Origin of the sequence: Streptomyces rimosus (assembly GCF_008704655.1) — a bacterium.
In the GTDB taxonomy this organism is placed as follows: Bacteria; Actinomycetota; Actinomycetes; order Streptomycetales; family Streptomycetaceae; genus Streptomyces; species Streptomyces rimosus.
On sequence record NZ_CP023688.1, the window covers coordinates 3,175,229 to 3,199,320 of the forward strand.

Genomic DNA, 24,092 nt, shown 5'->3' on the forward strand with positions numbered 1-24,092 from the left:
AAGGCCAAGAGGTACGCGATGTCGGAATACCCCGCGGTGGCCCGCCGGATGTGGCGCCAGCTGGAGCCCGTCCACGCCCTTCTCTACTTCGCACCCGAGGCGTTCGAGGAGGCGGCGGCCCTCGGCTTCGACACCGGTTCCCGCTGGCCCAGCTACTTCGCCTGGCGCACTGCGCCGCTCGGCGCCGCCGGTCCCGAGCTGGTGGCCGCGACGTTCTACAGCTTCAGCCCGCGGATGATCGCCCGCTATGTGCCGGCGATCTGGTCGACGGCGGCGCCCGGCAAGATACTGGACGCGCGACTGCGGGCGGTGGACCGCATACTGACCGGCCTGCTGAGATCCGGGCGGGTCTCCGACGGCCAGGTCGCCGAGGCCGCCCGGCTGGCCCGCCAGGCGGCCGAGAACGCCTCCATGGCCGCCCGCCCGCTGGCCGCCGCCAATCGCGACCTGCCCTGGCCGGACGCGCCGCACCTGGCGCTCTGGCACGCCATCACGGTGCTGCGCGAGCACCGCGGCGACGGCCACCTGGCGGCCCTGCTGACCCACGATCTGGAACCGTGCGAGGCGCTGGTGTCGTTCGCCGCGATCGGCGCCGCGCCGAAGTCCGATTTCAAGGGGCGCGGCTGGTCTTCGCAGGAGTGGAGCGCCGCGCACGACCGGCTGGCCGCGCGCGGCTGGATCGCCCCGGACGGCAGCCCCACGGACCGGGCCCGTGAGGGCCGTGACGAGGTCGAGCGGATGACGGACCGGCTGGCCGCCGGCCCCTGGCGGGCCCTGGGCCGCTCCCGCGCGGAGCGCCTCGCCCAGCTGCTGAATCCGCTACTGGGCACGATCTCGGAGGCCGGACTGCTGCCGCGGCACGGGACGTTGGGGATCGGGGCGGTGAAGGTCGCGTATCCGTAGTGGACCGGCGTGCGGCGCGCGGGACGGGCTCCCGCGCCGCCGCCGCGCGCTTCATCCCGCCACGGCCGGCTTCGCCAGCACCCGTATGACATCCGCGTGGGTGACCCCGTGCTCGGCCAGTACGGACGCGGCGAGGCCCGGCTTGGCCACCATCGCGAGCAGCAGGTGTTCGTCGCCGATGTGCTTGTCGCCGCGGCCGAGTGCGACGCGCAGCGACCGTTCCAGTACGGACTTGGCCTCCTCGCCGAAAGGGCTGCGCAGTGAGCGTCCGCGTCGCGCGGGACGGCCGGAGGCGGTGGCGAGCGCGCCCGCGCCGTGCGCCTGCTCCACCCGCGTGACGACCTCCGCCACATCGATGCCGAGCCCGGCCAGCGCTTCCGCGTCGGCGGCCGTCAGGCCGCCCCGGCGCCGGGCCTCGTCCAGCGACCGCATCACCGACGCCCGGCGCTCGCGCACGCCGAGGGCGGCGAGCGCCTCGGCGCCCGGGGAGCCCCGGCCGTCCAGCAGGGCGAGCAGCAACTCGCCCTCGCCGACCGTGCCGGGGCCCGGACGTACCGCGTAGGCGGGGGCGCCGCGCACCACGTCCCGGGCGCTCGCCGTGAACCGTTCGAACATCAACGCCTCCCGTGCTTCTTGTGGACCGCCTGCCTGCTGACTCCCAGCTCGGCGGCGATGTCCTGCCACGACCAGCCCTTCATGCGGGCGCTGCGCACCTGTACGGCTTCCAGCTGCTCCAGCAGCCGGCGGAGCGCGGCGACGGCCCGCAGGCCGATCCGGGGGTCCTGGTCGCCCGCCCGCTCGGCGAGCTTCGTTGCTTCGCTCATGGTGTCAATTTAGGTTGACGCGCGGGCCGTGTCAATGATGGTTGACGCGGCGGATCGCGCCGTCCCGTTCTTGACCTCAAGCGCACTTCACGTTGGAGGCTCTCCGGACAACAGCCCGGCCCGAGGAGCGAGAAACCCCGATGACCAGCCCGTCCGCATACCCCGACGTCCGGCGCCCGGACGCCGGTACGGTTCTCGTCAGCCCCTGGATCGTGCCGTCGCCCGACCTCCAGCGCCGCGCCGCCGACGCCGTACTCGACGCATGGGAGGGGCAGCCGCGCCCCGACGCGATGCTGTCGCTCAGCACCTTCCTGAGCGACGACGGCAGCCACGTCCTGAACTACGCGCAATGGACGGACGACGACGCGCACCGGGAATGGGTACGCCACCGGCGGCCCGCCACCGTCAGCCGTATCGACGAGTCGATTCCCGGAATCCGGCGGCCGGGCGTGACCCGGTACACGCGCTACCGCAGCTACGCACCCGAGGGGACCGCCGGTCGGCCGCCCGGCCTACTGGTCACCCCGACGTTCGCCACCACCGGCCCGGCGGTCCAGCACGCGCTGGCCGACCTCGTGATCGACGCGCTGGAGCGGGAACGCGTACCGGGACTCCTCGGGGCGCATCTCCACCTCTCCAAGGACGGCGGCCGCGTCCTGAACTTCGCCGAGTGGGCGAACACCGCCGCCTGGCGGGAGTTCGCGGGCGGTGGCGCGGCGGCCCGGCTGCGCGCGGCCCTTTCGGCTGTCGAGGGCGTGACGGCCGATACGGCGGCGCCCACGATGCCGGGGCACGCCGGGGTGACGCACTACCGGCTGCACAGGAGCCTGGTGAACGTCCCGGCCCCCTGAGCGCCCACGCCGGACCCGGGTCCGCTCAGGAGAAGATCCGGTCGAGGTGGTAGTCGATCGTGGCCTGTACGTCGGCCATCGTGCGGCGCCCGTGCAGCACGTCCATCCCCAGCCCGGTGACGCCCGACACGAGCAGGTCCGCCTCGCGCGCCGGATCGGCACCGGGCCGTACCGCGCCGATCCCCCGGATCAGATCGGCGACCAGGGATTCCACGGCCTGTTCGCCGTGCAGGAACACCTCGGCCATCGCGGGGTCGGTCAGGCTGCGCACGAAGTACGCGGTGAACACGCGGAGCGCCATGGCGCGTTGCCCGTCCAGCGGAAGGAATTCGATCAGCACGGCGCGCAGGACGGCCCGCAGGTCGCCGGCCTCGTGCAGGCCGCTCATGCGTGCGCGGGCGCGCCGGTCGTTCTCCTCGTGCAGCATCCGCAGCGCCTCGACCAGCAGGCGGTGCTTGCTGCCGAAGTAGTACTGGACCACCCGCAGCGACACCCCCGCCTCCGCCGCGACCTCGCGCATGCTCACGGCCTCCAGGCCGCGCCCGGCCGCTATCCGCCAGACGGCCTCGGCGACCTGGCGACGGCGCCGCTCCCGCGCACCGTCCGATGGGGAGTCGAGTGGCGGCTGCCGTCCGGGGACGGCGGCCCCCGCTTCGGGACGGTCCTCCGCACGGGCCTTCCTGCGCCGCCGGTACGCCTTCGCCTGGCAGCTCCGCGAGCAGTACGCGGGCGGGCGCCCCCGGACCGCCGCGGGCAGCCCCGTACCGCAGACCCGGCACCCGGCCGTCTTTTCGTCACGCACAAGGACAGCGTATCGCGCCACGCGGGGCGTGACGAATATCAGATGTGCGCAGCAGAGTCAAGACAAGGGGCGCGAGTTATTGATACGGTCGTATCCATCGGACGGAAATCACCGGCACGAGAACGGGGAGACGACCATGAACGAAGCCTGGTACCGGCTGCTGTCCATCCTGGTGTTCACCGTGGGCTTCTGGGAGGGGCCCGCGGCCATCCTCTACCGGGTCATCGGCGACGACCACGGCACCACGATGCGGCCCGTCAACTACCTCGACGCCCCCTGGAACTACGTCGCCTCGGCCGCCGTCATCGTGGTGGCCTTCGCCCTGCTCGCCGTCCTGGACAAGGGGCGCGAGAAGACACTCGCCCGCGGGCGGGACGCCGGGGCCGCCCGCACGCGCACCGGCACGCACGCGGGCTGAGCGCCCCGGCGCCCGAGGGCGTCACGCCAGCTCGTAGACCTGCCCGGTCTGCCCGCCCTCGACCGAGCGGACATACGCCGCCGCCACCTGGTCCAGGCCCACCGACGCGATGCCGGGGAAGAAGGCGCCGTAGTCCGGGAGGGATTCGGTGACCACGGTCGGGCTCACCGCGTTGACGCGCTGCGGCGCGATGTCGATCGCGGCGGCCCGTACGAACGACTCCACCGCGCCGTTGGCCATCGCCGCCGCGCTGCCGGTGGGGATCGGGTCGCGGGCGAGGACGCCGGTGATCAGGGTGAAGGAGCCGCGTGCGGAGATCCGGGCGGTGCCCTGGCGCACCAGCTCGATCTGGCTGAGCACCTTGCCGCGGAAGCCCGCCGCGTAGTCCTCCGCGGTCATCTCGGCGACCGGCTTGAACGGCGTGTCACCCGCCGCGCTGACCACCGCGTCCAGCGTCCCGATCCGCTCGGCGGCCCGGTCGTAGACCTCGGTGACCTGCGCCGGGTCGCCGATGTCCAGGCGGAGGTCGCCGCCGCTGCGGCCGACGGTGACGATCTCGTGGCCGCGTCCGGCCAGCGTCTTGTGTACGGCGGTGCCCAGTTTCCCGGTCGCGCCGATCAGGAGGATCTTCATACGGACGACGCTAGGACGGGCCGCTCACGGGAGGGAAATACCTTCTGCGGGGCATTTATGCTCGGGAGTTATGAGTGACGAACGGCGCGGCCCGGCCCCGTACGGGGGTGCGCGGTGAACGTGGAGCTGCGGCACCTGCGGGCGCTGGCCGCCATCGGTGACGAGGGCACGATCACCGGCGCGGCGGCGGCCCTGCACGTCAGCCAGCCCGCCCTGTCCCGCACGCTGGAGCAACTGGAGAGCCGGCTGGGCACCTCGCTGGTCGAGCGGACCACCCGCCGCCTGCGGCTCACCCCGGCGGGACGGCGGCTGTACGAACACGCCCACCGCATCCTCACCCAACTCGACGACGCGCTCACCGAGGCGACGGCCGGGCCGCGGGCGCTGCGGGTCGGCTTCGTCTGGGCCGCGCTCGGCCGGCACACGGTGCCGGTGCTGCGCGAGTGGCGGCAGGCGCGCCCCGATGTGCCCGTGGAGGTGCACCGGCTCGCCGACCCCGAGGCCGAGCTGCGCCGCGGCACCGTCGATCTCGCCTTCCTGCGCACCCTCCCGGCGGACGACGGCGCGCTGCACACCGTCGCGCTGTACCAGGAACGGCGGATGGCCGCGCTGTGCGAGAGCGACCCGCTGGCCGGTGCCGATGCGGTCGGGCTGGCCGATCTGGCGCACCATCCGATCGCGCTGTGCGCCACGGCGTGCACCACCAGCACCGAACTGTGGCCCGCCGGGCGGCGCCCGCGCCACACCTTCGAGGTCGCCAACGTGGACGAGTGGCTGACGGCGATCGCGACCGGCGAGGCGGCCGGGGTGACGGCCGAGGCCACCGGGCACAGCCATCCGCATCCGGGCGTCCGGTATCTGCCGATCACCGACGCCGGACCGCTCACGGTCCTGCTGGCCCGGCCCCATACGGTCACCCACCCCGCCACCGCCGCCTTCGCCGACCACGCGCGGCGCATCCTGCGCGGCGCGGCGGGTGCCCCGGTCACGGACGCGGCGACGGCTCCTCCGGCCGACGGGCCCCGTACCGGCGCAACGCCGCCTTCAGACGCGCTGGTTCCGCCGGTAAGCCCGATCGCGTAACGCCGGCCCCGCAGGACGGGCGCGGCCGGGTCGGGCGCGGCCGGGTCGGCGGTGACCACCCGGCGGTCCAGCGGGCCGTCGCCGCCCGCGGCCCGGCCCGTCGGGTAGAGGTCCGGGTACGGTACGGCGGTCCCGGGCGCTGCCGGGTCCGTCACCACGCCCGCCCGCCGCCGCGATCTCGTCCCAGCTCAGGCCCTGTTGGACGTACCGGCCGCGGGTCAGCCACACGCCGCGGTCGTCGACGGCGACGTACGGGGGGCCAGCCCGCGCAGCATCACCTTGCGGACGAACACGCCGATCCCGGCGAGGAACAGCAGGCACGGCACCCCCGCGCCGATCCGAGCGGCGGCCGGGGCGGGGCCCTTGGCCGGGCCGCGGGCGTTGACGAGGAACGGCGCGTCGGTGCCGGCCAGGGCGCAGGCCCCGGTGGCCGGCACGATCGCGATCACGACGGCGACCGCGAAGAGGACCAGCGGCAGCCCGGCGTACCGTTCCAGGCCGGTCAGCGGGCGGCGGCGTGCCGGGGGCCAACCCCGCCGTCACGGCGCCGGGCCCGACGGGGCGCGGCCGCCCTCTCAGTCCGTACGGGCGACGGGCGCCGCCGTCCGTACCATCAGGGTGACGACGGCCGCGACGCCGTCCGTACGCAGCGAGACGCCCTCGTCGGCGAGCAGGAGGGCCGCGTCGTGGTGCTCCAGCGGCACCGGGGGCGCGGCGGGCCCGTGCCCGTCCAGGGTGGTACGGCCGGACAGCGCGACGATCAGCCGCGTGCGCTCCTCGCCCGGCTCCCGTGGGGCGGTGGCCGGGCGCGGTGCGGCGGCGTACCGGTCGCGGGTCAGCTCCACGGTCGCCGTCGCGCGCCCGCGCCGCAGCATCACGTTGAAGTTGACCACCGGCCCGTCCAGGAGGCGGCAGCCGGTCGGCGCGTCGCCGGGGAAGGCGAACGGGCGGTGGGCCGGCAGGACGTGGCGGGTGCCGTCGACGGTCAGTTCCAGCCCGGCGCCCTCGGCCACCGTCAGGACGCGGTCCACGCCGGGCAGTTGCGAGTACGGGCCGTCCCGGCCCACCTCGGCCAGGCTCACCCGCCAGTCGAAGGCGTCCCAGCCCGCGCCGGGCGGCGCGGCGGCGATCTCCCGTGTCACGCCGCCGCCGTTGCTCCAGGCCGACGCCGTACGGCCGGCCGCGCGCAGCACCCGCACCCGCGCCCCCTCCCGCGCTCCCGTCTCCCCGCGCCTCAGACCGTCAGGACGACCTTGCCGAACATCTCGCCCTCGGCCAGCTTCGCGAACCCCTCGCGCGCCCGGTCCAGCGGCAGCGTCGTGTCGATGACGGGCCGTACGCCCTTGGCCGCGCAGAAGTTGAGCAGCGAGGCCAGTTCGTCCTTGCTGCCCATGGTGGAGCCGACGACCTTCAGCTCCAGGAAGAAGATCCGGTTCAGCTCCGTGCGCTCGGGGTTGAAGCCGCTGGTGGCGCCCGAGATGACCAGCGTGCCGCCGGGCTTGAGGGACTTCACCGAGTGCGACCAGGTGGCGGCGCCGACCGTCTCGATCACGGCGTCCACCCGCTGCGGCAGCCGCTCGCCGGTGGGCAGGGCGGCCTCGGCGCCCAGTTCGACGGCGCGCTTGCGCTTGTCCTCGCTGCGGCTGGTGGCGAAGACCCGCAGGCCGGCCGCCGCGCCCAGCACGATCGCCGCGGTGGCCACCCCGCCGCCCGCGCCCTGGACGAGGACGCTGTCCCCGGGCCGTACCCCGGCGTTGGTGAACAGCATGCGGTACGCGGTCAGCCAGGCGGTCGGCAGGCACGCGGCCTCGGCGAAGGACAGTTCCTTCGGCTTGGGCAGTACGTTCCAGGCGGGGACGGTGACCTGTTCGGCGAAGGTGCCCTGGTAGCGCTCGGTGAGGATGGAGCGCGGCTCGTCCGGCCCGACGCCGTGGCCGCTCTGGCCGATCACCGAGTGCAGGACGACCTCGTTGCCGTCCTGGTCGATGCCGGCCGCGTCACAGCCGAGGATCATGGGCAGCGCCTCCTCCCCGAGCCCCACGCCGCGCAGCGACCACAGGTCGTGGTGGTTGAGGGAGGCGGCCTTGACGTTGACGGTCGTCCAGCCGGGGCGTGCCACGGGGGCCGGACGCTCCCCCAGTTCGAGGCCGTTGAGCGGCTGGTCCCGGTCGATGCGGGCGGCGTAGGCAGCAAACATGATCCCAACGTAGGGCGCGCGGGGTCCGTGCGGTACCGCACCACGGTGTGACACGCGCCGCGCCACCGGCCGCCGTCAGGCTCCCCGCGGGGGCTCCCGCCGCTCCGCCGCCCGGTCCCGGCGGCGGTCACGTACGGCGGTGAGCGTACGAGGCGTCGCACTTGTTGCTGAACAGCGGGAGGAAGCCCTGCTGCCCGTGGGGGCCGAGGTGGACGTCGATGTCGTACGGATGCCCGCGTAGTCCGCAGGTCTCCCCCACGTCCCGGGCGGACGACTTCCACAGCCCCCGGGCGGAGGCCAGGGCGGTGGACACCGCGGCGAAGGCCGCTCCCCCGGCCCACGGCCGCGTCGCGCGGCGGAAGGTTTCCGCGCAGAACCGGCGGAGGTACACCGCAGTCACCCCCGCCGCCGTGAGGGCGCCGACCAGCATGAAGGCTCACGACATCAGCTCCGACGGCCCCACGGGCACGCCTCCTTCCGTGCTGTCGCGGCGCAGCGGAAAGGCCCCGTCCGGGAGCGGACGGGGCCTTCCCACGTGCACGGCGTCAGCGGCGCGCGACGCCCTCCGCGCGGGCGGCGGCCGCGACCGCCGAGGTCACCGCCGGGGCGACCCGCTCGTCGAACGGCGACGGGATGACGCACTCTGCGCTCAGGTCGTCGGCGACCACGGAGGCCAGCGCCTCGGCGGCGGCCAGCTTCATGCCCTCCGTGATGCGGGTGGCCCGCACCTGGAGCGCGCCGGCGAAGATGCCAGGGAACGCCAGGACGTTGTTGATCTGGTTCGGGTAGTCGCTGCGGCCGGTGGCGACCACCGCCGCGTACTTGTGCGCGACGTCCGGGTGGATCTCCGGGTTCGGGTTGGCCATCGCGAAGATCAGCGCGTCCTTGGCCATCTTGGAGACGGCCTCCTCCGGCACCGTGCCGCCGGAGACACCGATGAAGACGTCCGCGCCGTCCAGCGCGGTCTCCAGCGAGCCGGACAGGCCCGCCTTGTTGGTGAAGGACGCCAGCTCGCGCTTGACGTCGGTCATGTGCTCGTCGCGGTCGGCGGTGACGACGCCCTTGCGGTCGCAGACCGCGACGTCACCGATGCCCGCCTCGACGAGGATCTTGGCGATGGCGAACCCGGCCGCGCCCGCGCCGGAGATCACCGCGCGCAGCTGGCCGAGGGAACGATTGGTCAGCTGGGCGGCGTTGCGCAGCGCGGCCAGGGTGACCACGGCGGTGCCGTGCTGGTCGTCGTGGAAGACCGGGATGTCCAGGCGCTCCTGGAGCCGGCGCTCGATCTCGAAGCAGCGGGGCGCCGAGATGTCCTCCAGGTTGACGCCGCCGAAGGACGGCGCCATCCGCACCACGGTGTCGATGATCTCGTCGGTGTCGGTGGTCGCGAGCGCGATCGGCACCGCGTCCACGCCGCCGAACTGCTTGAAGAGGATCGCCTTGCCCTCCATCACCGGGAGGGACGCCTCGGGGCCGATGTCGCCGAGGCCCAGCACCGCGGTGCCGTCCGTGACCACGGCCACGACCTGGGACTTCCAGGTGTAGTCGTGCACCAGCTCGGGTTCCTCGGCGATCGCGCTGCACACCTTGGCGACACCGGGCGTGTACGCGAGGGAGAGGTCCTCGCGGTCGCGCACCGGCACCGTCGCCTGGATCGCCATCTTGCCGCCGCGGTGGAGGAGGAAGGCGGGGTCCTGGCACTGCCGCTCGCCGCCGTCCGGTCCGGACCCGGGCTTGGCGTCCTGGTCGGTGCCGGCGTTCTGCTGCGTGTTGCCGCCGCTGTGGGACTGGGCGGTCTTGGCTGTCACTGGTTCAACCCCTTTATTCGTCTGTCAGTTGAGGGTGACCACTCCCTGGTCGGGGTGGGCGGGCACCGCGTCCGTGCCCTGCGCGACGGATGGCCGTCCCGCGGGGGGAGGTACGGACGCCGGGCGCGCCGCACACGCGCCCTGAGCCCCGGATGAGGGGTGTAACGCACCTTTCTACCGGACGGGCGCGGGCCCCGACGAGTCGGATTCGTTACCCGCGGCTTACAACTCCGGCAATAGCCGTGAACAGCGTAAAGCGCTGGAAGTGCCCCACCGCCTGTCCGCACTGCGAGACGGAGGCCCGTACCGGCCGGTGCCGTGCGCCCCTTCGCGCGCGGGGCCCCCTTGGGACACCTGGGATGCACCCCTCCGCTTACGTCCGTTATCCGATTTTGACCTGTACGACAGTCCGGATAGCGGTGTCCGGATGGCAAGATTCCGTCACCAAACGAGGTCGCGACGCCCGAAGGTGTGTGCCCGGCCCCTGCCAGTCGGCTTCTCCCTCATCCGCAGGAGGATCAGCATGACCGCAAGCCCCACCCGTCGCCCGGCCGCCGGCAGGTCTCGTTCAGCCGTGGCCGCGGCGGCCGCGGTCGCGGCCTCGCTGCTGCTGCTCAGCGCCTGCGGCGACCAGACCGACGCGGCCATCGCCAAGCGCGAGGCGGCCAAGAACCGCGACCCGAACGCGCCGCTGTTCAAGTTGCTGCCCAAGGACGTGCAGGACAAGGCGATGATCCAGGTCGGCTCGGACATCTCATACAAGCCGGTGGAATTCCGTACCAACGGCAAGGTCACCGGCATCGACCCGGACCTCGCGGACGCCCTCGGCAAGGTGCTGGGCGTCAAGCTGAACTTCAACAACGCCACCTTCGACACCCTCATGGGCGGCATGAAGTCCAAGCGCTACGACATCGCCATGTCGGCGATGACGGACACCAAGGACCGCCAGCAGGGGGTGGACAGCACCACCGGCAAGAAGGTCAGCGACGGCGTCGACTTCATCGACTACCTGGACGTCGGCGTCTCGATCTACACCCAGAAGGGCAAGACCCAGGGCATCGACGGCTGGGAAGCCCTGTGCGGCAAGAAGATCGCGGTGCAGCGCGGCACCGTCTCGCACGACCTGGCCAAGGAACAGACGAAGAAGTGCGAGGAGTCCGGCGCCGAGGCGATCTCCATCGAGGCGTTCGACAACGACACCGAGGCCCAGACCCGGCTGCGCACCGCGGGCGTGGACGCCGTCTCCAGCGACTACCCGGTCGCCGCGTGGGCGGTGAAGTCCTCCGGCGGCGGCAACGACTTCCAGATGGTCGGCGGCGCTCCGGTCAAGGCCGCCCCGTACGGCATCGCGGTGCCCAAGGACAAGCGGCAGCTGCGCGACGCGCTCAAGGCGGCCATGGAGGCCATCGTGAAGAACGGCAGCTACGGCCAGGTGCTCAAGAAGTGGAACGTCACCGACGCCGCGGTCAAGGAAGTCAAGCTCAACGGCGGCAGCTGAGCGCGCCGAGCCCCGCCCGGCCGCGCGCCCGCTCCGCCCGCGCACGGCCCGTCCCTCCCGCCGAACGCTGAAAGGCAACACCCGTGTCCGTTGACGTCGACAAGCCGGCCCAGCCGCCGGCGGACGCCCCGCCGCCCGCGCCCGAGCCGATCAAGGCCATCCCCGTCCGCCATTACGGGCGCTGGGTCGCGGCGCTGGTCGTCCTCGCGCTGCTCGCCCTGCTCATCCGCGCCTTCGCGGCCGGCAAGGTCAACTGGGGCGCGATACCCGAGTACATGTTCAACGCGGACATCCTCAGGGGTCTGCGCAACACCCTGCTGATCACGGTGCTGTCGATGGTGATCGGCATCGTGCTGGGCGTGATCCTGGCCGTGATGCGGCAGTCGAAGAACCCGGTGACCTCGACGGTCGCGTGGTTCTACATCTGGTTCTTCCGCGGTACGCCGGTCTACGTCCAGCTGTTCCTGTGGTTCAACCTGGGCCTGGTCTTCCAGTACATCGACATCATGCCGATCTACAAGGACGAGTGGTCGGACTTCATGACCCCGTTCCTGTGCGCGCTGCTGGGCCTGGGGCTCAACGAGGCCGCGTACATGGCGGAGATCTGCCGCGGCGGTCTGCTGGCCGTGGACGAGGGCCAGACGGAGGCCGCGCACGCGCTGGGCATGAGCCACGGCAAGACGCTGCGCCGGATCATCGTGCCGCAGGCGATGCGGGTGATCGTGCCGCCGACCGGCAACGAGGTCATCAACATGCTCAAGACCTCCTCGCTGGTCATCGCCGTGCAGTACTACGACCTGCTGCAGGCGGCGCAGAACGTGGGCCGCGACGCCGGGCCCGTGGTGGAGATGCTCGTCCTGGCCGCGGTCTGGTACCTGATCGCCACCTCGGTGCTCAGCGTCGGCCAGTACTACCTGGAGCGGTACTACGCACGCGGCGCCAGCCGCCAGCTGCCGCCCACGCCGATCCAGCGGCTGCGGGCCCGGTTCGGCGGCGTCAACCGTTCGTCGGCCGGAGGTGCCGCATGACCAGCAAGTCCACCCCCATGGTCAAGGCCGAGGGCGTCCACAAGTCCTTCGGTGCCGCCCACATCCTCAAGGGCATCGATCTGGAGGTCGCGCCCCGTGAGGTGTTCTGCCTGATCGGCCCGTCCGGCTCCGGCAAGTCGACGTTCCTGCGCTGCATCAACCACCTGGAGAAGATCAACGCGGGCCGGCTGTCGGTCGACGGCGAGCTGGTCGGCTACCGGGAGGCCAACGGCAAGCTCTACGAGCTGCGCGACCGCGAGGTCTCCGCGCGCCGCCGCGACATCGGCATGGTCTTCCAGCGCTTCAACCTCTTCCCGCACATGACGGCGGTGGAGAACATCATGGAGGCGCCGGTCCAGGTCAAGGGCGAGGCCAAGGCGTCGGCCCGGGAGCGCGCGCTGAAGCTGCTGGACCGGGTCGGCCTGAAGGACAAGGCGGGCAACTACCCCTCGCAGCTGTCCGGCGGCCAGCAGCAGCGCGTGGCGATCGCCCGCGCGCTGGCCATGGAGCCGAAGCTGATGCTCTTCGACGAGCCGACCTCGGCGCTGGACCCGGAGCTGGTCGGTGATGTGCTGGACGTAATGAAGGACCTGGCCTCGGACGGTATGACGATGATCGTCGTCACCCACGAGATGGGCTTCGCGCGCGAGGTCGGCGATTCGCTGGTCTTCATGGACGACGGCGTGGTCGTCGAATCCGGCCACCCGCGTGACGTGCTGGGCAAGCCGCAGCACGAGCGCACCAAGTCCTTCCTGTCCAAGGTGCTCTGACACCGCCGGGGAGGGCACGGGGACCTACGTGACGGGCGGTACGTACGGGCGCGGCCGGCGCCTTCGTACGTACCGCCCGTCATGGGCGCGGCCCGCCGGGCGGACCGGGCGGGGCTTACTTCAGGCCGAGGACCAGCGCGTCCATGGGCGAGCGCCACACCGCACGCGCCTCGCCGAAGCCGGACTCGCGCAGCACCTCGCAGTGCCAGGCGACCGAGGGGGTGTCGCCGTCGGCGTGCTCGCCGTAGATCTCGAAGCGCTCGGCGGTCGGCGCGGCGAGCACCGGGTCGGCGGCGGCCCTGTCCCACCAGGCGCGCCAGTCGAGCGCGCCCGCCTCCTTGGCCCGCTCCTGGCGCGCGTGCCGGAAGGCGCGCTCGGCCGCGTCGATGCGCGGGGTGTCGCCGTCGGGCATGTGGTCGGCGTTCATGAAGACGCCGCCCTCCCGGACGAGGCCGCCGAGCTGGCCGTACAGTCCGCGCAGCGGTCCGGTGTGCATCCAGTGCAGGGCGGTGGCGGTGAGCACGGCGTCGTAAGAGTCGTGGGGCAGCGCTTCGGTCCAGCGGGGGTCCTTGAGGTCGGCGCGGACGAACGTCACCCGGTCATCGCCGGCGAAGTACCCCTCGGCGATGGCCAGCAGCGCCGGGTCGAGGTCCACCCCGACGCTCACGGCCTTGGGGAACCGCTTGAGCAGCCGGTCGGAGATACTGCCCGTACCGCACGCGAGGTCCAGTACCCGGGGCTCGGTGCCGACCAGTGCCTCGACCATGTCCAGCATCACGCGGAACCGCTCCTCGCGGTCCGGCATGTACCACTCCTGCTGGCGGTCCCAACTGTCCTGCCAACCCTGCCAGTCAGTACCGACAACGGTCTCGGTCATAGCGTTACCTCCAGGCCGTAATACCCTCGTAGCAACAACACCTATTACGAACACTAGAGCGCGCGCGTAAGGACTACAAGTGGAACTGGCCTATTACTCGGACTACGCCGTTCGCCTGGTCAACACCGAGGAGCCCGAGCGCGGCGGCGACAGCCTGACCTCGGTCGAGGCCGTGCGCGAGCTGTTCGGACCGGCCCAGCAGATGGCCCGCAGGGCGACCGAGAGCGACGTCACCCGCCTGCGCGCGGTACGGGCGCGGCTGCGCGCCGTCTTCGAGGCCGCCGACGAGGGCGACGAGGTGCGCGCCGTGGACCTGCTCAACGCGCTCATGATGGAGTTCCCGGTCAGCCCGCAGATCTCCGGCCACGAGTTCCGCGACGAGGACGGCCGCCCCAAGTGGCACATGCACATCGCCGACCACGCGGCCAACGCCACCGCCGGCTACACCGCCACCGCGTCCATGGGCCTGGCCATCCAGCTCACCGACCTGGGCGTGGACCGGCTCGGCATCTGCCAGGCACGCCCGTGCCGCAACGCCTACCTCGACACCTCGACCAACCGCTCCCGGCGCTACTGCTCCGACCGCTGCGCGACCCGCGCCAACGTCGCCGCCTACCGGGCCCGCAAGCGCCTGGACGGCGAGCGCTCGGCCCGTACCGGCCGGACCGCGGAGACCGCCCAGGACAGCGCGCCCGACAGCGAACGCTGAAAGCCGCGCGGCGGCCGCACCCGCACCCACGCGCGGGCGACCACCAGCTCGTCGGGCACCACACCGAACTCCCGGCTGTCGTTCTCCACGAACGGGTTGTCCCCCTGGACCCACCAGCCGTCCCCGCGCCGCTCCACGGCCCGTTTGACGATCAGCAGGTCCTGCCGGAACGGGTGGCGCAGCACGACCACGTCACCCGGCCGTACCACCGCCCCGTACTGGACCACCAGCTGGTCGCCGGGCCGCAGCGTCGGCACCATCGACGGGTTGTAGACCTCGGCCAGGCCGAAGGCCCTCAGCCATCCCCTGCGCTCCCGCCCCTGCTCCTCCCCCTGCTCCGGCCCGCGTTCTTCCAGCCGCTCCGGCATCCGCCACACCTCCCGGTCCGGGCCCGGTGACCGCCACGGCCCGGTCGTCCGCTCCCGGTCCCATCCTCCATCAGTCCCAGCCTCGCACCGGCCTTTTGCCCTAAGACCCCCGGGGCACCCGAGAAAAGGCTTCCCGCAGCGAGTAATCTCGCACCTGAGAAGACGATCACGAGGAAGGACTGAACATGCTTTCCCGCCTGTTCGCCCCCAAGGTGAAGGTCAGCGCCCACTGCGACCTGCCCTGCGGTGTCTACGACCCGGCCCAGGCCCGTATCGAGGCCGAGTCGGTCAAGGCCATCCAGGAGAAGTACCAGGCCAACGAGGACGCGGACTACCGCACCCGCGCCGTCGTCATCAAGGAACAGCGCGCGGAGCTGGCCAAGCACCACGTCTCGGTGCTGTGGAGCGACTACTTCAAGCCCCCGCACTTCGAGAAGTACCCGGAGCTGCACCAGCTGGTCAACGACACCCTCAAGGCGCTGAGCGCCGCCAAGGGCTCGAACGACCCCGCCACCGGCCAGAAGGCCCTGGACTACATCGCCCAGATCGACAAGATCTTCTGGGAGACGAAGCAGGGCTGACCCGCCCGCCGGCCGGACCGCCGCGCATCCGTCACCAGGACCGCGCCCGCTCCGGCCCCCTTCGCGTCACCGCACCCGGTCCGCGCGGCGCTCTCCCGGCGCCCAGCGGGCCGGGTGCGGCGGTTTCCACGCACTGGCGCATCCGCGTACCCGCCGGTCGGCCCGTGTTTCGATAGGCTCGGAACGTGACGACTGACCGCTGTCCCGCGGACCACTACGAGGTCCTGGCCGTCGCTTCCTCCGCGGGCGGCATCAAGGCCCTGACCGCGGTCCTCGGCACGCTCGGGGCGGACTTCCCCGTCCCGGTCCTGGTGGTCCAGCACCTCGACCCACGGCACCGCACGGTCATCGCCGAGGTCCTCGCCCGGCGCACCGAGCTGCGGGTCAAGCTGGCCGGGGCGGACGAGCGCGCCCGCCCCGGGACCGTCTACATCGCACCCCCCGACCGGCACCTCCTGGTCGGGCCCGGAGGTACGCTGACGCTCTCCGGCAGCGAACTGGTCCACTTCCTGCGCCCCTCCGCCGACCTGCTCTTCGAGTCGGTCGCCGGGGCGTACGGGGCACAGGCGATCGGCTGTGTGCTGACCGGGACCGGCAGCGACGGCGCCATGGGCGTGGACGCCATCAAGTCACGCGGCGGCACGGTGATCTCCGAGGATCCCCGTACGGCCGAATTCAAGGGAATGCCAGAGGCAGCGGTGGGTACGGGATCGGTGGACTTCGTGCTGCCCCTGGAAGAGATCGCCGCGGTCATCCGCGGTCTTGTCGAGACCAAGAGGCAGTAATGGGTGAAGCTCGGGATGTCGAGGCGGACGAGGAACTGGAGGAGTTGCTCGGTTTTCTGAGGGACGCCCGCGGCTTCGACTTCACCGGTTACAAGCGCTCGTCGCTCGGCCGGCGCATCCGCAAGCGAATGGCCGATGTCGAGGCCGATACCTACGCGGATTACCGGGATCGCCTGGAGACGAACGCCGATGAATTCAACGCCCTCTTCAACACCATTCTGATCAACGTGACCTCCTTCTTCCGGGATCCCGACGCCTGGACGTTCCTGCAGCGCGAGGTGGTACCCGAGCTGCTCGCGGACACCGGCTCCGACGAGGAGATCCGGGTGTGGAGCGCGGGCTGCTCCAGCGGCGAGGAGGCGTACTCCCTCGCCATCATGTTCGCCGAGGCGATGGGCGTCGAGGAGGCCCTGAACCGGGTCAAGATCTACGCCACCGACGTGGACGAAGAGGCGCTGCGCGACGCCCGCTCCGGCCTGTACACGGCCAAGTCGCTGGAGCCGCTCAGCCCGGAGCTGCGCGAGACCTACTTCGAGCAGAACGGCACCCGCTTCAACTTCCGTACCGATCTGCGCCGCCGGGTGATCTTCGGGCGGCACGACATCACCCGGGACGCCCCGATCTCCCGGCTGGACCTGCTGGTCTGCCGCAACGCGCTGATGTACTTCAACGTCGAGGCGCAGCGGCAGATCATCGACCGGTTCCACTTCGCGCTGCGCGAGCGCGGCTTCCTCTTCCTCGGGAAGGCGGAGATGCTGCTCAACGACGCGGAGCGGTTCGAGGTGCTGAGCATGCGCCAGCGCGCGTTCCGCCGGCGCCCCGGGGAGGCCGGACCGCCGTACCACTCCGCGCCCGCGAAGATCCGGGTGGGGCTGGGCAGCGAGAAGCTGACCACCGCCGCCCGCAGCCGGCAGCTGCGCGACCTGATCCTGGACGCCAACCCGGCCCCGGCCATCGCGGTGGACGGCGAGGGCACCGCGGTGCTCATCAACAGCCAGGCGCGCGCCCAGTTCGGACTGACCTCCAACGACATCGGCCGGCCCTTCCAGGACCTGGAGATCTCCTACCGGCCCGTCGAGCTGCGCTCGCTGATCGAGCAGGCCACGCACGAGCGCCGCACGCTGCGCGTCAACGGCGCCGAGCGGCGGGTCGGCGAGGAGATCCAGTACTTCGACATCCTCATCCAGCCGCTCATGGGCACCAACGGGCTGCTGGCCGCGACCAACATCACCTTCACCGACGTCACCGTGTCCACCCAGCTCAAGGCCGAGAACAAGCGCGTGCGCGAAGACCTGGAGACGGCGTACGAAGAGCTCCAGTCCACGAACGAGGAGCTGGAGACCACCAACGAGGAACTCCAGTCGAGCATCGAGGAACTGGAAACGACCAACGAAGAACTCCAGTCGACCAACGAGGAACTGGAGACCACCAACGAAGAACTCCAGTCGGGCAACGAGGAACTGGAGACGATGAATGAGGAGATGCGCACCCGCACCGAGGAGCTGGACGAGGCCCGCGCCTTCCTCGAAGGCGTCGTCACCTCCATCGCCGCCGGCGTGGTCGTCCTCGACAAGGACCTGAAGGTCAAGAGCTGGAACCGGGGCGCGATGGACATGTGGGGGCTGCGCCCGGACGAGGTCATCGACGAGCCGTTCTTCTCGCTGGACTTCGGGCTGCCCACCGAGATGCTGCGCCCGGCCGTCGAGAAGTGCATGGAGTCGGGCAAGCGCACGGCCCCCTCCCGGATCTCGGCCGTCAACCGGATCGGGCGGCCCATCACCTGCAACGTGCTCTGCTCACCGTTCGACCGCCACAACGGCGGCGTCGTCCTGCTGCTGGAGGCGGACCGCAACGACGGCAACGACTGAGAGCCACCAGGGGCGTACGCTGTGGACATGGTTTGGGGCTCACGCAGGGACGTCCAGGCGGAGCTGGCTCGCTGCCGTGCGGCCAGGGCCCGGCAGCGTGCGGAGCACGCCGCCGCCTGTGCCGAGCAACAGGAGATCCTGGCGGCCTCGGTCGGTGGAGAGCTGCACCGCCATCTGGCGGACGCCTACCGCCGCTCCGCCGAGTGCCACCTGTCCTCCGCCCGTCTGCAGGAGGCGTACGCCGAGCGGATGAGCGCCTGGGGCGGCGACGAGACCAGCCGGCCGCGCTTCATGACGTGTGTGGCGGAGGCGTGCGGGACGCCCAGCGCGGCCCTCACCCTGATGAACGCCGACCACGGCCAGCTCTCCGTCGCCGCCTCCGACGACCCCTCCCGGGCCGCGCAGGACCTGGAGTTCGTACTCGGCGAGGGACCGGCCCACGACGCGTCGGTGAGCGGCCGCCTGGTCGCCGCGAGCGGGCGGACCATCGAGCGCCGCTGGCCCGCCTTCGGCCCCGCACTGACCTCACTGGGCATCCACGAGGTGCTCACCGCCCCGCTGCGCACGGAAGGCAGCTGTATCGGCGCGCTCGCGGTCTTCGACCCGGGCGCCGGGCCGGGCACCGCCGACACGCTCACGGTCGTCGCCGACGCCCTCACCCGTACGGTGCTCCTCGGCCCCGACGCCGACCCCGAACTGTACGACGGCGCCGACCACCGCGACTGTGTCCAGCAGGCCGCCGGCATGCTCTCCGTCCAGGCCGGCTGCCGGGTGCAGGACGCGCTCGCACTGATCAAAGCACGGGCATTCGCCGACGGGCAGGCGCCGGACGCCGTCGCGCGGCGGATCATCGACGGCACGCTGAAACTCGCCCAGGGCAGCTGAACCCACGAGGGGATCCAACCCATGACCACAGCTCCTCATCACCTCGCGTCCGTGTTCGTGGAGCTGGCGGGTGGCGGGGCGCCGGGGCCGCCCGGCGTCCCCACCCTGCTGGCCCGGCTCACCGAACGCAGCCGGGAACTGCTCGCGGTCCGGGCGACCGCGGTCACCTTCTCCCCCGGCGCCCGGGACGCCCCTCACGTGGCGGCTTCCGCGGCCGACGTACGCCGCCTCGAACAGGACGCGGTCGCCTGGCGGGAGGGCCCGGGCCCCGCCTGCCGCCACTCCGGCCGGTTGCTGGGGGACACACCGCTGACCGGGACGATGGCCCGGCAGCGCTGGCCGCGCTACGCGCCGCGCGCGCTGCAGCTGGGCTGCACCCACGTCGCTGCGCTGCCGATAAGGGGCCACACCGGACCGGTCGGCTCCCTGGTCCTGCTGGCCTCCCGGGAGACCCCGCTGACCGGTGACCTGCTCTCGCTGGGCCAGTCGCTGGCGGACTTCGCCGCGGTGACCCTGCTGCGCGAGCACGAGGTCGAGGCGGGCCGGGTGCTCGCCGCCCAGCTGGAGCACGCCCTGGCCAACCGGGTCGTCATCGAGCAGGCCAAGGGCGCGCTGACCGCCCGGCACGCCCTCTCCCCCGACACCGCGTTCACCATGCTGCGCGGCTACGCCCGCTCCCACCAGCGGCTGCTGACCGATGTCGCCCGCGAGGTGGTCGAGGGCCGGCTCGACCCGGGGCGGCCGCACAAGTAACCCGCCGCGACGCCGACCTGCCCTGCAAGGGTTCGTCAAGGCCCGCGCAAGGAGGGCGCCGCGGCGGCCGGGCAGCTCCCCCTCGTACGGGATCCGACCGAGGACCCGACGCGAGCATGGGGGAGTTGGTATGTCCGTCACGGACTTCACGGCCACGGCCGGCCGGGTGGCGCCCGAGCAGGAGCGCCCCGCGGACCGGCCCGTCGCGGTACGCAGCGGCCCGGCGCCCCGGGCCGCCGTACGGCGCGACCCGGACCAGTGGCCGACGGTCTCCGGCACCAAGCGGGTGCTGGTGATCGTGCACACCGAGGTGTACGGCAGGCGGCTGCTCGATCTGCTGCCGCTGCTGGAGAGCGACCTGCGGGTCGAGGTCGCCTTCACCGTCCCGCCGCACGCCTTCAACGCGGGCGCGCGGCGGCTGCTGCGCGCCCTGGGGGCCACCGTCGTCCCCTGGGAGACGGCCGTGCGCACCGACTTCGACCTGGCGCTGGCCGCCGGGTCGCAGGGCATGGAGCAGGTGCGGGCGCCGCTGATCCGGATCTCGCACGGCGCCGGGCACCTTTCCCTGGCCCGGGTGGCCGACGGGGTACGGTCCGGCCGGCGCGGGCCCGGCGGCATCACGGGCCGGCGGTATCTGATGTGGGGCGGCCGGGTGGTGCCCCGCGCTGTGACGCTGGCCCACCGCGACGACCTCGCGGAGCTGGCACGCTGGTGCCCGGAGGCGCTGCCGGCCGCCGAGGTGGTGGGCGACCCCTGCCACGACCGCATCCGCGCGAGCCTGCCGCTGCGCCGCCGCTACCGTTCGGCGCTGGGCCTGCGGCGCGGCCGGAAGCTGGTGCTGGTGACCTCCACCTGGGGACGGCGCTCGGCCTTCAACCGGCTGGACGCGCTGCTCCCCCGGCTGCTGTCCGAACTGCCGCGCGACACCTACCGTACGGCGCTGCTGGTCCACCCCAACGTGTGGTCGCGGTACGGGCACTGGCAGCTGCGCGCCTGGCTCGCCGGGTGCCGGCGGGCGGGGCTGCACGTACTGCCGCCGGACGCGGACTGGCGCCCGCCGCTGATCGCCGCGGACTGGATCATCGGGGACTACGGGTCGGTGACGCTGTACGGGGCGATGTCCGGCGCGCCCATCCTGCTCAACCGCTTCCCGCACGAGGACGCCAACCCGGCCTCGCCCGGCGTCGAGCTGGCGCTGACCGCTCCGGCGCTGTCCCCGGCCCACCCGCTGGAGGCGCAGCTGCGCTACGCGGCACAGGAGTACCGGCCGGAGGACTACGCGCGGATCGCCGCGCGCATCACCTCCGAACCCGGCCACTGCCACCGCAACTTCCGCCGCCTGATGTACCGCGTGCTCGGCCTGGGCCAGCCGGCCTGCCCGCCGGTGACGCCGCCGCTGCCGATGCCCGCACCGCTGGACCCGGCGGGCGCGGGCGGGGACGCGGAGGTGTCCGCATGACCGGGGGCCGCCTTGCGGGGGTCGCGCCGACCGCCGTCGCGGTGCTGCCGGCCGTGGTGGCGCGGCCGGTGGCGGTGGCGCTGGTGGACACACCGGCGGGCACGTACGTGGTGGTGATCGGTGACCCGGCGGAGGCGTACGGCGGGGCCGGCGCCGATGAGCACCTGGCCGTCGACCTGGACCGCTGCCCGGACGAGCGGCGGCGGTCGTGTGCCGACGCGCTGCACGGCGGCGGCCCCGAACCGGCCGTGCTCACGCTGCGGCGGCACCCCGGCTGTCTGGTCGTGGTCCGGCGGTGCACGGCCCGTACGGCGGAGGCGGTGGTGCGCGACGGCACCCGGCTGGCGGTGACCGCGACCGGCCCCGCACCGCCCGGACCCCGGGAGCTGCGGCTGCTCGCGTCGCTGCTGCACGGCTGGCTGGCGGAGGGGCTGCCCGTGAAGGCGCTGCGCTCGGTGCGGTTCCTCGGGGCGCGGTACGGGCCGGGTCAGGGCGTCGCGGGCGGTGGCGCCAGGTTCCGGATACGTTCCTTCAGGCGCCGGGCGTCGCTCGGGCTGAGGGTGGCGTAGCGGTCCAGGGAGGCGCCGTAGCGGTCGCGGGCCGTCGCGGCGTCGCCCCGGTCCTCGGCGGTCTGGCCCAGCATCTCCAGGACCCGCGCCTGCCAGTGGAGCGATCCGGTGGCGCGGAACTCCTCCAGTGCCTGGGCCAGCAGCCGTTCGGCGGTGGGGTGGTCCCCTATGGCCTCGTGGGCGTGGGTCCGGCCGAGGAAGGCCAGGGCCCGCGCCGCGTCGTACGGGTCGGGGACGGCCAGCAGGTCGGTGCGCGCCCGGGTGAGCAGGCTGCGGGCCTGCCGCGGGCGGTCGGTGGCGAGGGCGATGTCGCCCAGGCACAGCCGGGAGAGGGCCGCCCCGCGGTCGTGGCCGATGGCTTCCCGTAGGGCCAGGGCCTGGGCGAACAGCGACTCCGCCAGCGGCAGCCGCCCGGCCAGCCGGTGGCTCTGCGCCAGGCCGTGCAGCGCCTGCGCCTCGGCCCGCCGGTCCTCCCGGGCCTTCGCGTCCTGAAGGGCGTCGGTGAACCAGACGACGGCCTCGTCCAGCTGCCCGGCGTTGTACAGGCCGTTGCCGCCGGTGGTCAGCATCCGGCTGACGCCCTGCGGGTGCCCGGCGCGCCGGGCGGCTTCCAGGCCGAGCCGGTGGGCCTCGATCCACAGGTCGTACGGGCGCAGCCGCAGGAAGAGCGGCTGGAGGGAGTCGACCAGCTGCCAGGTGACGGAGTGCCACCCGCGGTCGGCGGCGGTGCGTACGGCGGCCATCAGCTCGCCGCGCCCGGTGTCGAACCAGCGCAGCGCGGCGCCGGCGTCGGCGAAGGCCGGCGGCCGGGCGGGGAACACGTAGTCGCGGCGGAGCCGCCGGTGGGTGGGCGACAGGAGCGCGCGGGCGGCCGTGGCGGTGGCCAGATACCACTCCAGGGCCCGCCGCACGGTCCGGTCCCGTACGGCGGCGGTCTCCTCACGTTGCGCGCACTGGGCCGCGTGCAGCCGTACGAGGTCGTGGAAGCGGAAGCGGGCGGCGCGCGTGACGTCGTCCGGGCCCAGGTCCTCCAGCAGGTGGGCCTCGGCCAGGTCGTCCAGGAGGCGGTCGGCCTCGGACGGCGGGACCGCGCAGGCTGCCGCCACGAGCGGGCCGGTCAGGACGGTCAGCGGGGGCAGGGAGAGGAGGCGGTAGGCGCGGGCGGTGGCGGGCGGCAGACAGCGGTACGACTCGTCCAGCGCCGAGCGCACCGCGCGTTCACCGCCCAGTTGCAGCACCTCCAGGCGCCCGGTCTCCTGCGTCATCGCACCGGCCAGGGCGGCGACGGTCTGCCGGGGGCGGGCGGCCATCCGGGCCGCCGCCACGCAGACGGCGAGCGGCAGTCCGGCGCACAGGGCGACCAGTTCGCGGGCGGCGGCCGGCTCCCGGGCGACGCGCTCGCCGCCGACCCGGCGGCCGAGCAGTTCGACCGCGGCGCCCGGGTCGAGGGTGCCGAGCTCGTGGAAGACCGCGCCGTCCACGCCCAGCCCGGTCAGCCGGCTGCGCCCGGCCGCGACCACCAGGCTCCCGGCCGCGCCGGGCAGCAGCGTACGGACCTGGGCGGCGCTGACCGCGTTGTCGAGCATGACCGCGATGCGCAGCCCGGCCGTCAACGTCCGCCACAGCGCCGCCTGTTCGGCGGTCTCCGCCGGGACCTGCGCGGCCCCGAGGGCGCGGAGGAACGCCCCGAGGACCTCGCCCGGCCGCACCGGGCCGCCGGGCGCGTGGGCGCCGAGGTCCGCGTACAGCTGGCCGTCGGGGTAGTGCGCGGTCAGGCCCCGCAGCCAGTGCGAGACGAGGGTGGTCTTGCCCACCCCGGCGGGGCCGGTGACGGCGATGAGCAGCGGGCCGGTCGCGAGGTGGCCGGCCCGCAGCGTATCGAGCGCTTCGAGGTCGGCGGTCCGGTCGGTGAAGTGCGGTGGGGTACCGAGGAGTTGACGGGGCACGGGGCGGGGACCGGCCGCCGGTGGGAGATGTACGTCGCCGTGGATGGCGCCCGCCTGGATCACATGGCCGGTGACGGCGGTGGAGTCCTTGATGACGTTGGCCGTGTGCCTGGCATCGGGTGCCGCGAGGGTCATTCGGTGCCGTAATGCCGCGAGGAATTCGGCGAGCCCCGCGTTTTCCCGGGCGAGACCGGCGGCCAGCGCGGCCAGTTCGCGTACCGGCAGCTGATCTTCCGGGGCCGTGGTGGCGCGGTCGAGCAGATCCGCGGCGGAATTTCCCGGCGTGGGAAGTGCCGCGCCGAGTTCGGCGATCACCGCCCGCCATTCCGCGGGACGGCGCGCCGCACCGGCCAGCACCGCCGTCAGTTCCGCCACCGACATCGGCACCACGGCCATCGCCTCCCCCGCCCGCGCGATCCCGGACCCCCACCCCCGGGAACCGGTGACCGACCGCCGGTGAAGGTCTACCCGCGTCAT

Annotated in this window: 27 protein-coding genes; 15 read left to right on the top strand and 12 right to left on the bottom strand. The window is 73.0% G+C overall.

Translation table 11 applies throughout. The features are described 5' to 3' along the window. Positions 1–18: 18 nt before the first annotated feature. The gene (locus CP984_RS12860; protein ID WP_003984556.1) at positions 19–903 is read left to right on the top strand and encodes an SCO6745 family protein; all 885 of its coding nucleotides are present in this window, start codon (positions 19–21) and stop codon (positions 901–903) included. Between the two features lie 51 nt (positions 904–954). Here CP984_RS12860 and CP984_RS12865 read toward each other — a convergent pair whose 3' ends face one another. Together CP984_RS12865 and CP984_RS12870 are read right to left on the bottom strand one after the other, a co-directional pair. Beyond that, the gene (locus CP984_RS12865; protein WP_003984557.1) at positions 955–1,518 is read right to left on the bottom strand and encodes a Clp protease N-terminal domain-containing protein; all 564 of its coding nucleotides are present in this window, start codon (positions 1,516–1,518) and stop codon (positions 955–957) included. Continuing rightward, the gene (locus tag CP984_RS12870) at positions 1,518–1,727 is read right to left on the bottom strand and encodes a hypothetical protein (RefSeq protein WP_003984558.1); all 210 of its coding nucleotides are present in this window, start codon (positions 1,725–1,727) and stop codon (positions 1,518–1,520) included. Before CP984_RS12870 ends, CP984_RS12865 begins: the two co-directional genes overlap by 1 nt. Before the next feature lie 140 nt (positions 1,728–1,867). Here CP984_RS12870 and CP984_RS12875 point away from each other — a divergent pair, with 140 nt between their 5' ends. Further along, positions 1,868–2,578, top strand: a complete 711-nt coding sequence (locus tag CP984_RS12875; RefSeq protein WP_003984559.1) for an antibiotic biosynthesis monooxygenase — start codon at positions 1,868–1,870, stop codon at positions 2,576–2,578. A 25-nt stretch (positions 2,579–2,603) separates the two neighbouring features. Here CP984_RS12875 and CP984_RS12880 read toward each other — a convergent pair whose 3' ends face one another. Continuing rightward, positions 2,604–3,380 carry a TetR/AcrR family transcriptional regulator gene (locus CP984_RS12880; protein ID WP_078575637.1) on the bottom strand — a complete coding sequence of 259 codons (777 nt, stop codon included), beginning with the start codon at positions 3,378–3,380 and terminating at the stop codon, positions 2,604–2,606. Between the two features lie 136 nt (positions 3,381–3,516). Between CP984_RS12880 and CP984_RS12885 the strand changes: the two genes are divergently transcribed. After that, the gene (locus CP984_RS12885) at positions 3,517–3,798 is read left to right on the top strand and encodes a hypothetical protein (protein ID WP_003984561.1); all 282 of its coding nucleotides are present in this window, start codon (positions 3,517–3,519) and stop codon (positions 3,796–3,798) included. Positions 3,799–3,819: 21 nt separating this feature from the next. On the opposite strand, the gene CP984_RS12890 is transcribed toward CP984_RS12885, so the two are convergent. Continuing rightward, positions 3,820–4,431, bottom strand: a complete 612-nt coding sequence (locus CP984_RS12890) for a short chain dehydrogenase (RefSeq protein WP_003984562.1) — start codon at positions 4,429–4,431, stop codon at positions 3,820–3,822. A 114-nt stretch (positions 4,432–4,545) separates the two neighbouring features. Here CP984_RS12890 and CP984_RS12895 point away from each other — a divergent pair, with 114 nt between their 5' ends. Beyond that, positions 4,546–5,514 carry a LysR family transcriptional regulator gene (locus CP984_RS12895; protein ID WP_003984563.1) on the top strand — a complete coding sequence of 323 codons (969 nt, stop codon included), beginning with the start codon at positions 4,546–4,548 and terminating at the stop codon, positions 5,512–5,514. A gap of 218 nt (positions 5,515–5,732) precedes the next feature. Here the strand turns inward: CP984_RS12895 and CP984_RS12900 are convergent, their stop codons facing one another. The 5 genes from CP984_RS12900 to CP984_RS12920 all read right to left on the bottom strand — a co-directional run bounded on the left by CP984_RS12900 (position 5,733) and on the right by CP984_RS12920 (position 9,519). Further along, complete coding sequence (locus tag CP984_RS12900) at positions 5,733–5,963, bottom strand: hypothetical protein (protein ID WP_003984564.1); 231 nt, start codon at positions 5,961–5,963, stop codon at positions 5,733–5,735. A 126-nt stretch (positions 5,964–6,089) separates the two neighbouring features. Then, entirely contained in the window at positions 6,090–6,713 is a 624-nt protein-coding gene (locus tag CP984_RS12905; protein WP_003984565.1) for a HutD/Ves family protein, read from the bottom strand. 35 nt (positions 6,714–6,748) lie between these two features. Then, positions 6,749–7,711: a zinc-binding dehydrogenase gene (locus tag CP984_RS12910; RefSeq protein ID WP_003984566.1), complete on the bottom strand. Its 963-nt coding sequence runs from the start codon at positions 7,709–7,711 to the stop codon at positions 6,749–6,751. A gap of 127 nt (positions 7,712–7,838) precedes the next feature. Then, positions 7,839–8,141, bottom strand: coding sequence for a hypothetical protein (locus CP984_RS12915; protein ID WP_003984568.1), 303 nt, complete (start codon positions 8,139–8,141; stop codon positions 7,839–7,841). A gap of 115 nt (positions 8,142–8,256) precedes the next feature. Next, a complete protein-coding gene (locus tag CP984_RS12920; RefSeq protein ID WP_003984570.1) occupies positions 8,257–9,519 on the bottom strand; it encodes an NAD(P)-dependent malic enzyme in 1,263 nt (420 codons plus the stop codon). 523 nt (positions 9,520–10,042) lie between these two features. On the opposite strand from CP984_RS12920, the gene CP984_RS12925 reads away from it, so the two are divergent. The 3 genes from CP984_RS12925 to CP984_RS12935 all read left to right on the top strand — a co-directional run bounded on the left by CP984_RS12925 (position 10,043) and on the right by CP984_RS12935 (position 12,815). Then, entirely contained in the window at positions 10,043–11,017 is a 975-nt protein-coding gene (locus tag CP984_RS12925) for an ABC transporter substrate-binding protein (RefSeq protein ID WP_030182711.1), read from the top strand. Between the two features lie 83 nt (positions 11,018–11,100). Continuing rightward, positions 11,101–12,045 carry an amino acid ABC transporter permease gene (locus tag CP984_RS12930; RefSeq protein WP_003984573.1) on the top strand — a complete coding sequence of 315 codons (945 nt, stop codon included), beginning with the start codon at positions 11,101–11,103 and terminating at the stop codon, positions 12,043–12,045. A 17-nt stretch (positions 12,046–12,062) separates the two neighbouring features. Beyond that, positions 12,063–12,815 (top strand): amino acid ABC transporter ATP-binding protein, encoded by a 753-nt coding sequence (locus tag CP984_RS12935; protein WP_003984574.1) that lies wholly within the window; start codon positions 12,063–12,065, stop codon positions 12,813–12,815. Positions 12,816–12,930: 115 nt separating this feature from the next. On the opposite strand, the gene CP984_RS12940 is transcribed toward CP984_RS12935, so the two are convergent. Beyond that, positions 12,931–13,692: a class I SAM-dependent methyltransferase gene (locus CP984_RS12940; protein ID WP_003984575.1), complete on the bottom strand. Its 762-nt coding sequence runs from the start codon at positions 13,690–13,692 to the stop codon at positions 12,931–12,933. 79 nt (positions 13,693–13,771) lie between these two features. On the opposite strand from CP984_RS12940, the gene CP984_RS12945 reads away from it, so the two are divergent. After that, positions 13,772–14,401 (top strand): CGNR zinc finger domain-containing protein, encoded by a 630-nt coding sequence (locus CP984_RS12945; RefSeq protein ID WP_003984576.1) that lies wholly within the window; start codon positions 13,772–13,774, stop codon positions 14,399–14,401. Here the strand turns inward: CP984_RS12945 and sodX are convergent. Further along, positions 14,305–14,769: a nickel-type superoxide dismutase maturation protease gene (sodX, locus tag CP984_RS12950; RefSeq protein WP_003984578.1), complete on the bottom strand. Its 465-nt coding sequence runs from the start codon at positions 14,767–14,769 to the stop codon at positions 14,305–14,307. The genes CP984_RS12945 and sodX overlap by 97 nt on opposite strands. A gap of 185 nt (positions 14,770–14,954) precedes the next feature. Between sodX and sodN the strand changes: the two genes are divergently transcribed. The 7 genes from sodN to CP984_RS12985 all read left to right on the top strand — a co-directional run bounded on the left by sodN (position 14,955) and on the right by CP984_RS12985 (position 21,669). Beyond that, a complete protein-coding gene (sodN, locus tag CP984_RS12955) occupies positions 14,955–15,350 on the top strand; it encodes a superoxide dismutase, Ni (protein ID WP_003984579.1) in 396 nt (131 codons plus the stop codon). Between the two features lie 185 nt (positions 15,351–15,535). Further along, positions 15,536–16,135 carry a chemotaxis protein CheB gene (locus tag CP984_RS12960; RefSeq protein ID WP_003984580.1) on the top strand — a complete coding sequence of 200 codons (600 nt, stop codon included), beginning with the start codon at positions 15,536–15,538 and terminating at the stop codon, positions 16,133–16,135. Further along, complete coding sequence (locus CP984_RS12965; RefSeq protein ID WP_003984581.1) at positions 16,135–18,003, top strand: CheR family methyltransferase; 1,869 nt, start codon at positions 16,135–16,137, stop codon at positions 18,001–18,003. Before CP984_RS12960 ends, CP984_RS12965 begins: the two co-directional genes overlap by 1 nt. Positions 18,004–18,030: 27 nt before the next feature. After that, a complete protein-coding gene (locus CP984_RS12970) occupies positions 18,031–18,888 on the top strand; it encodes a GAF domain-containing protein (RefSeq protein WP_032921718.1) in 858 nt (285 codons plus the stop codon). A gap of 21 nt (positions 18,889–18,909) precedes the next feature. Beyond that, complete coding sequence (locus CP984_RS12975; RefSeq protein WP_003984583.1) at positions 18,910–19,641, top strand: ANTAR domain-containing protein; 732 nt, start codon at positions 18,910–18,912, stop codon at positions 19,639–19,641. Positions 19,642–19,771: 130 nt separating this feature from the next. Continuing rightward, entirely contained in the window at positions 19,772–21,100 is a 1,329-nt protein-coding gene (locus CP984_RS12980) for a hypothetical protein (protein WP_003984584.1), read from the top strand. Continuing rightward, positions 21,097–21,669, top strand: coding sequence for a hypothetical protein (locus CP984_RS12985; protein ID WP_003984585.1), 573 nt, complete (start codon positions 21,097–21,099; stop codon positions 21,667–21,669). Before CP984_RS12980 ends, CP984_RS12985 begins: the two co-directional genes overlap by 4 nt. Here the strand turns inward: CP984_RS12985 and CP984_RS12990 are convergent. Further along, complete coding sequence (locus CP984_RS12990; RefSeq protein ID WP_003984586.1) at positions 21,588–24,011, bottom strand: tetratricopeptide repeat protein; 2,424 nt, start codon at positions 24,009–24,011, stop codon at positions 21,588–21,590. The two genes, CP984_RS12985 and CP984_RS12990, sit on opposite strands and share 82 nt — an antisense overlap. Positions 24,012–24,092: the final 81 nt, after the last annotated feature.

Bases quoted from the DNA above. Each gene is read 5' to 3' on its own strand.
- CP984_RS12910 (WP_003984566.1), bottom strand. From the start codon at position 7,711: ATGTTTGCTGCCTACGCCGCCCGCATCGACCGGGACCAGCCGCTCAAC.
- CP984_RS12890 (WP_003984562.1), bottom strand. From the start codon at position 4,431: ATGAAGATCCTCCTGATCGGCGCGACCGGGAAACTGGGCACCGCCGTA.
- CP984_RS12935 (WP_003984574.1), top strand. From the start codon at position 12,063: ATGGTCAAGGCCGAGGGCGTCCACAAGTCCTTCGGTGCCGCCCACATC.
- CP984_RS12985 (WP_003984585.1), top strand. From the start codon at position 21,097: ATGACCGGGGGCCGCCTTGCGGGGGTCGCGCCGACCGCCGTCGCGGTG.
- CP984_RS12870 (WP_003984558.1), bottom strand. From the start codon at position 1,727: ATGAGCGAAGCAACGAAGCTCGCCGAGCGGGCGGGCGACCAGGACCCC.
- sodN (WP_003984579.1), top strand. From the start codon at position 14,955: ATGCTTTCCCGCCTGTTCGCCCCCAAGGTGAAGGTCAGCGCCCACTGC.
- CP984_RS12885 (WP_003984561.1), top strand. From the start codon at position 3,517: ATGAACGAAGCCTGGTACCGGCTGCTGTCCATCCTGGTGTTCACCGTG.
- CP984_RS12875 (WP_003984559.1), top strand. From the start codon at position 1,868: ATGACCAGCCCGTCCGCATACCCCGACGTCCGGCGCCCGGACGCCGGT.
- CP984_RS12860 (WP_003984556.1), top strand. From the start codon at position 19: ATGTCGGAATACCCCGCGGTGGCCCGCCGGATGTGGCGCCAGCTGGAG.
- sodX (WP_003984578.1), bottom strand. From the start codon at position 14,769: ATGCCGGAGCGGCTGGAAGAACGCGGGCCGGAGCAGGGGGAGGAGCAG.
- CP984_RS12940 (WP_003984575.1), bottom strand. From the start codon at position 13,692: ATGACCGAGACCGTTGTCGGTACTGACTGGCAGGGTTGGCAGGACAGT.
- CP984_RS12975 (WP_003984583.1), top strand. From the start codon at position 18,910: ATGACCACAGCTCCTCATCACCTCGCGTCCGTGTTCGTGGAGCTGGCG.
- CP984_RS12970 (WP_032921718.1), top strand. From the start codon at position 18,031: ATGGTTTGGGGCTCACGCAGGGACGTCCAGGCGGAGCTGGCTCGCTGC.
- CP984_RS12915 (WP_003984568.1), bottom strand. From the start codon at position 8,141: ATGCTGGTCGGCGCCCTCACGGCGGCGGGGGTGACTGCGGTGTACCTC.
- CP984_RS12980 (WP_003984584.1), top strand. From the start codon at position 19,772: ATGTCCGTCACGGACTTCACGGCCACGGCCGGCCGGGTGGCGCCCGAG.
- CP984_RS12990 (WP_003984586.1), bottom strand. From the start codon at position 24,011: ATGGCCGTGGTGCCGATGTCGGTGGCGGAACTGACGGCGGTGCTGGCC.
- CP984_RS12925 (WP_030182711.1), top strand. From the start codon at position 10,043: ATGACCGCAAGCCCCACCCGTCGCCCGGCCGCCGGCAGGTCTCGTTCA.
- CP984_RS12965 (WP_003984581.1), top strand. From the start codon at position 16,135: ATGGGTGAAGCTCGGGATGTCGAGGCGGACGAGGAACTGGAGGAGTTG.
- CP984_RS12865 (WP_003984557.1), bottom strand. From the start codon at position 1,518: ATGTTCGAACGGTTCACGGCGAGCGCCCGGGACGTGGTGCGCGGCGCC.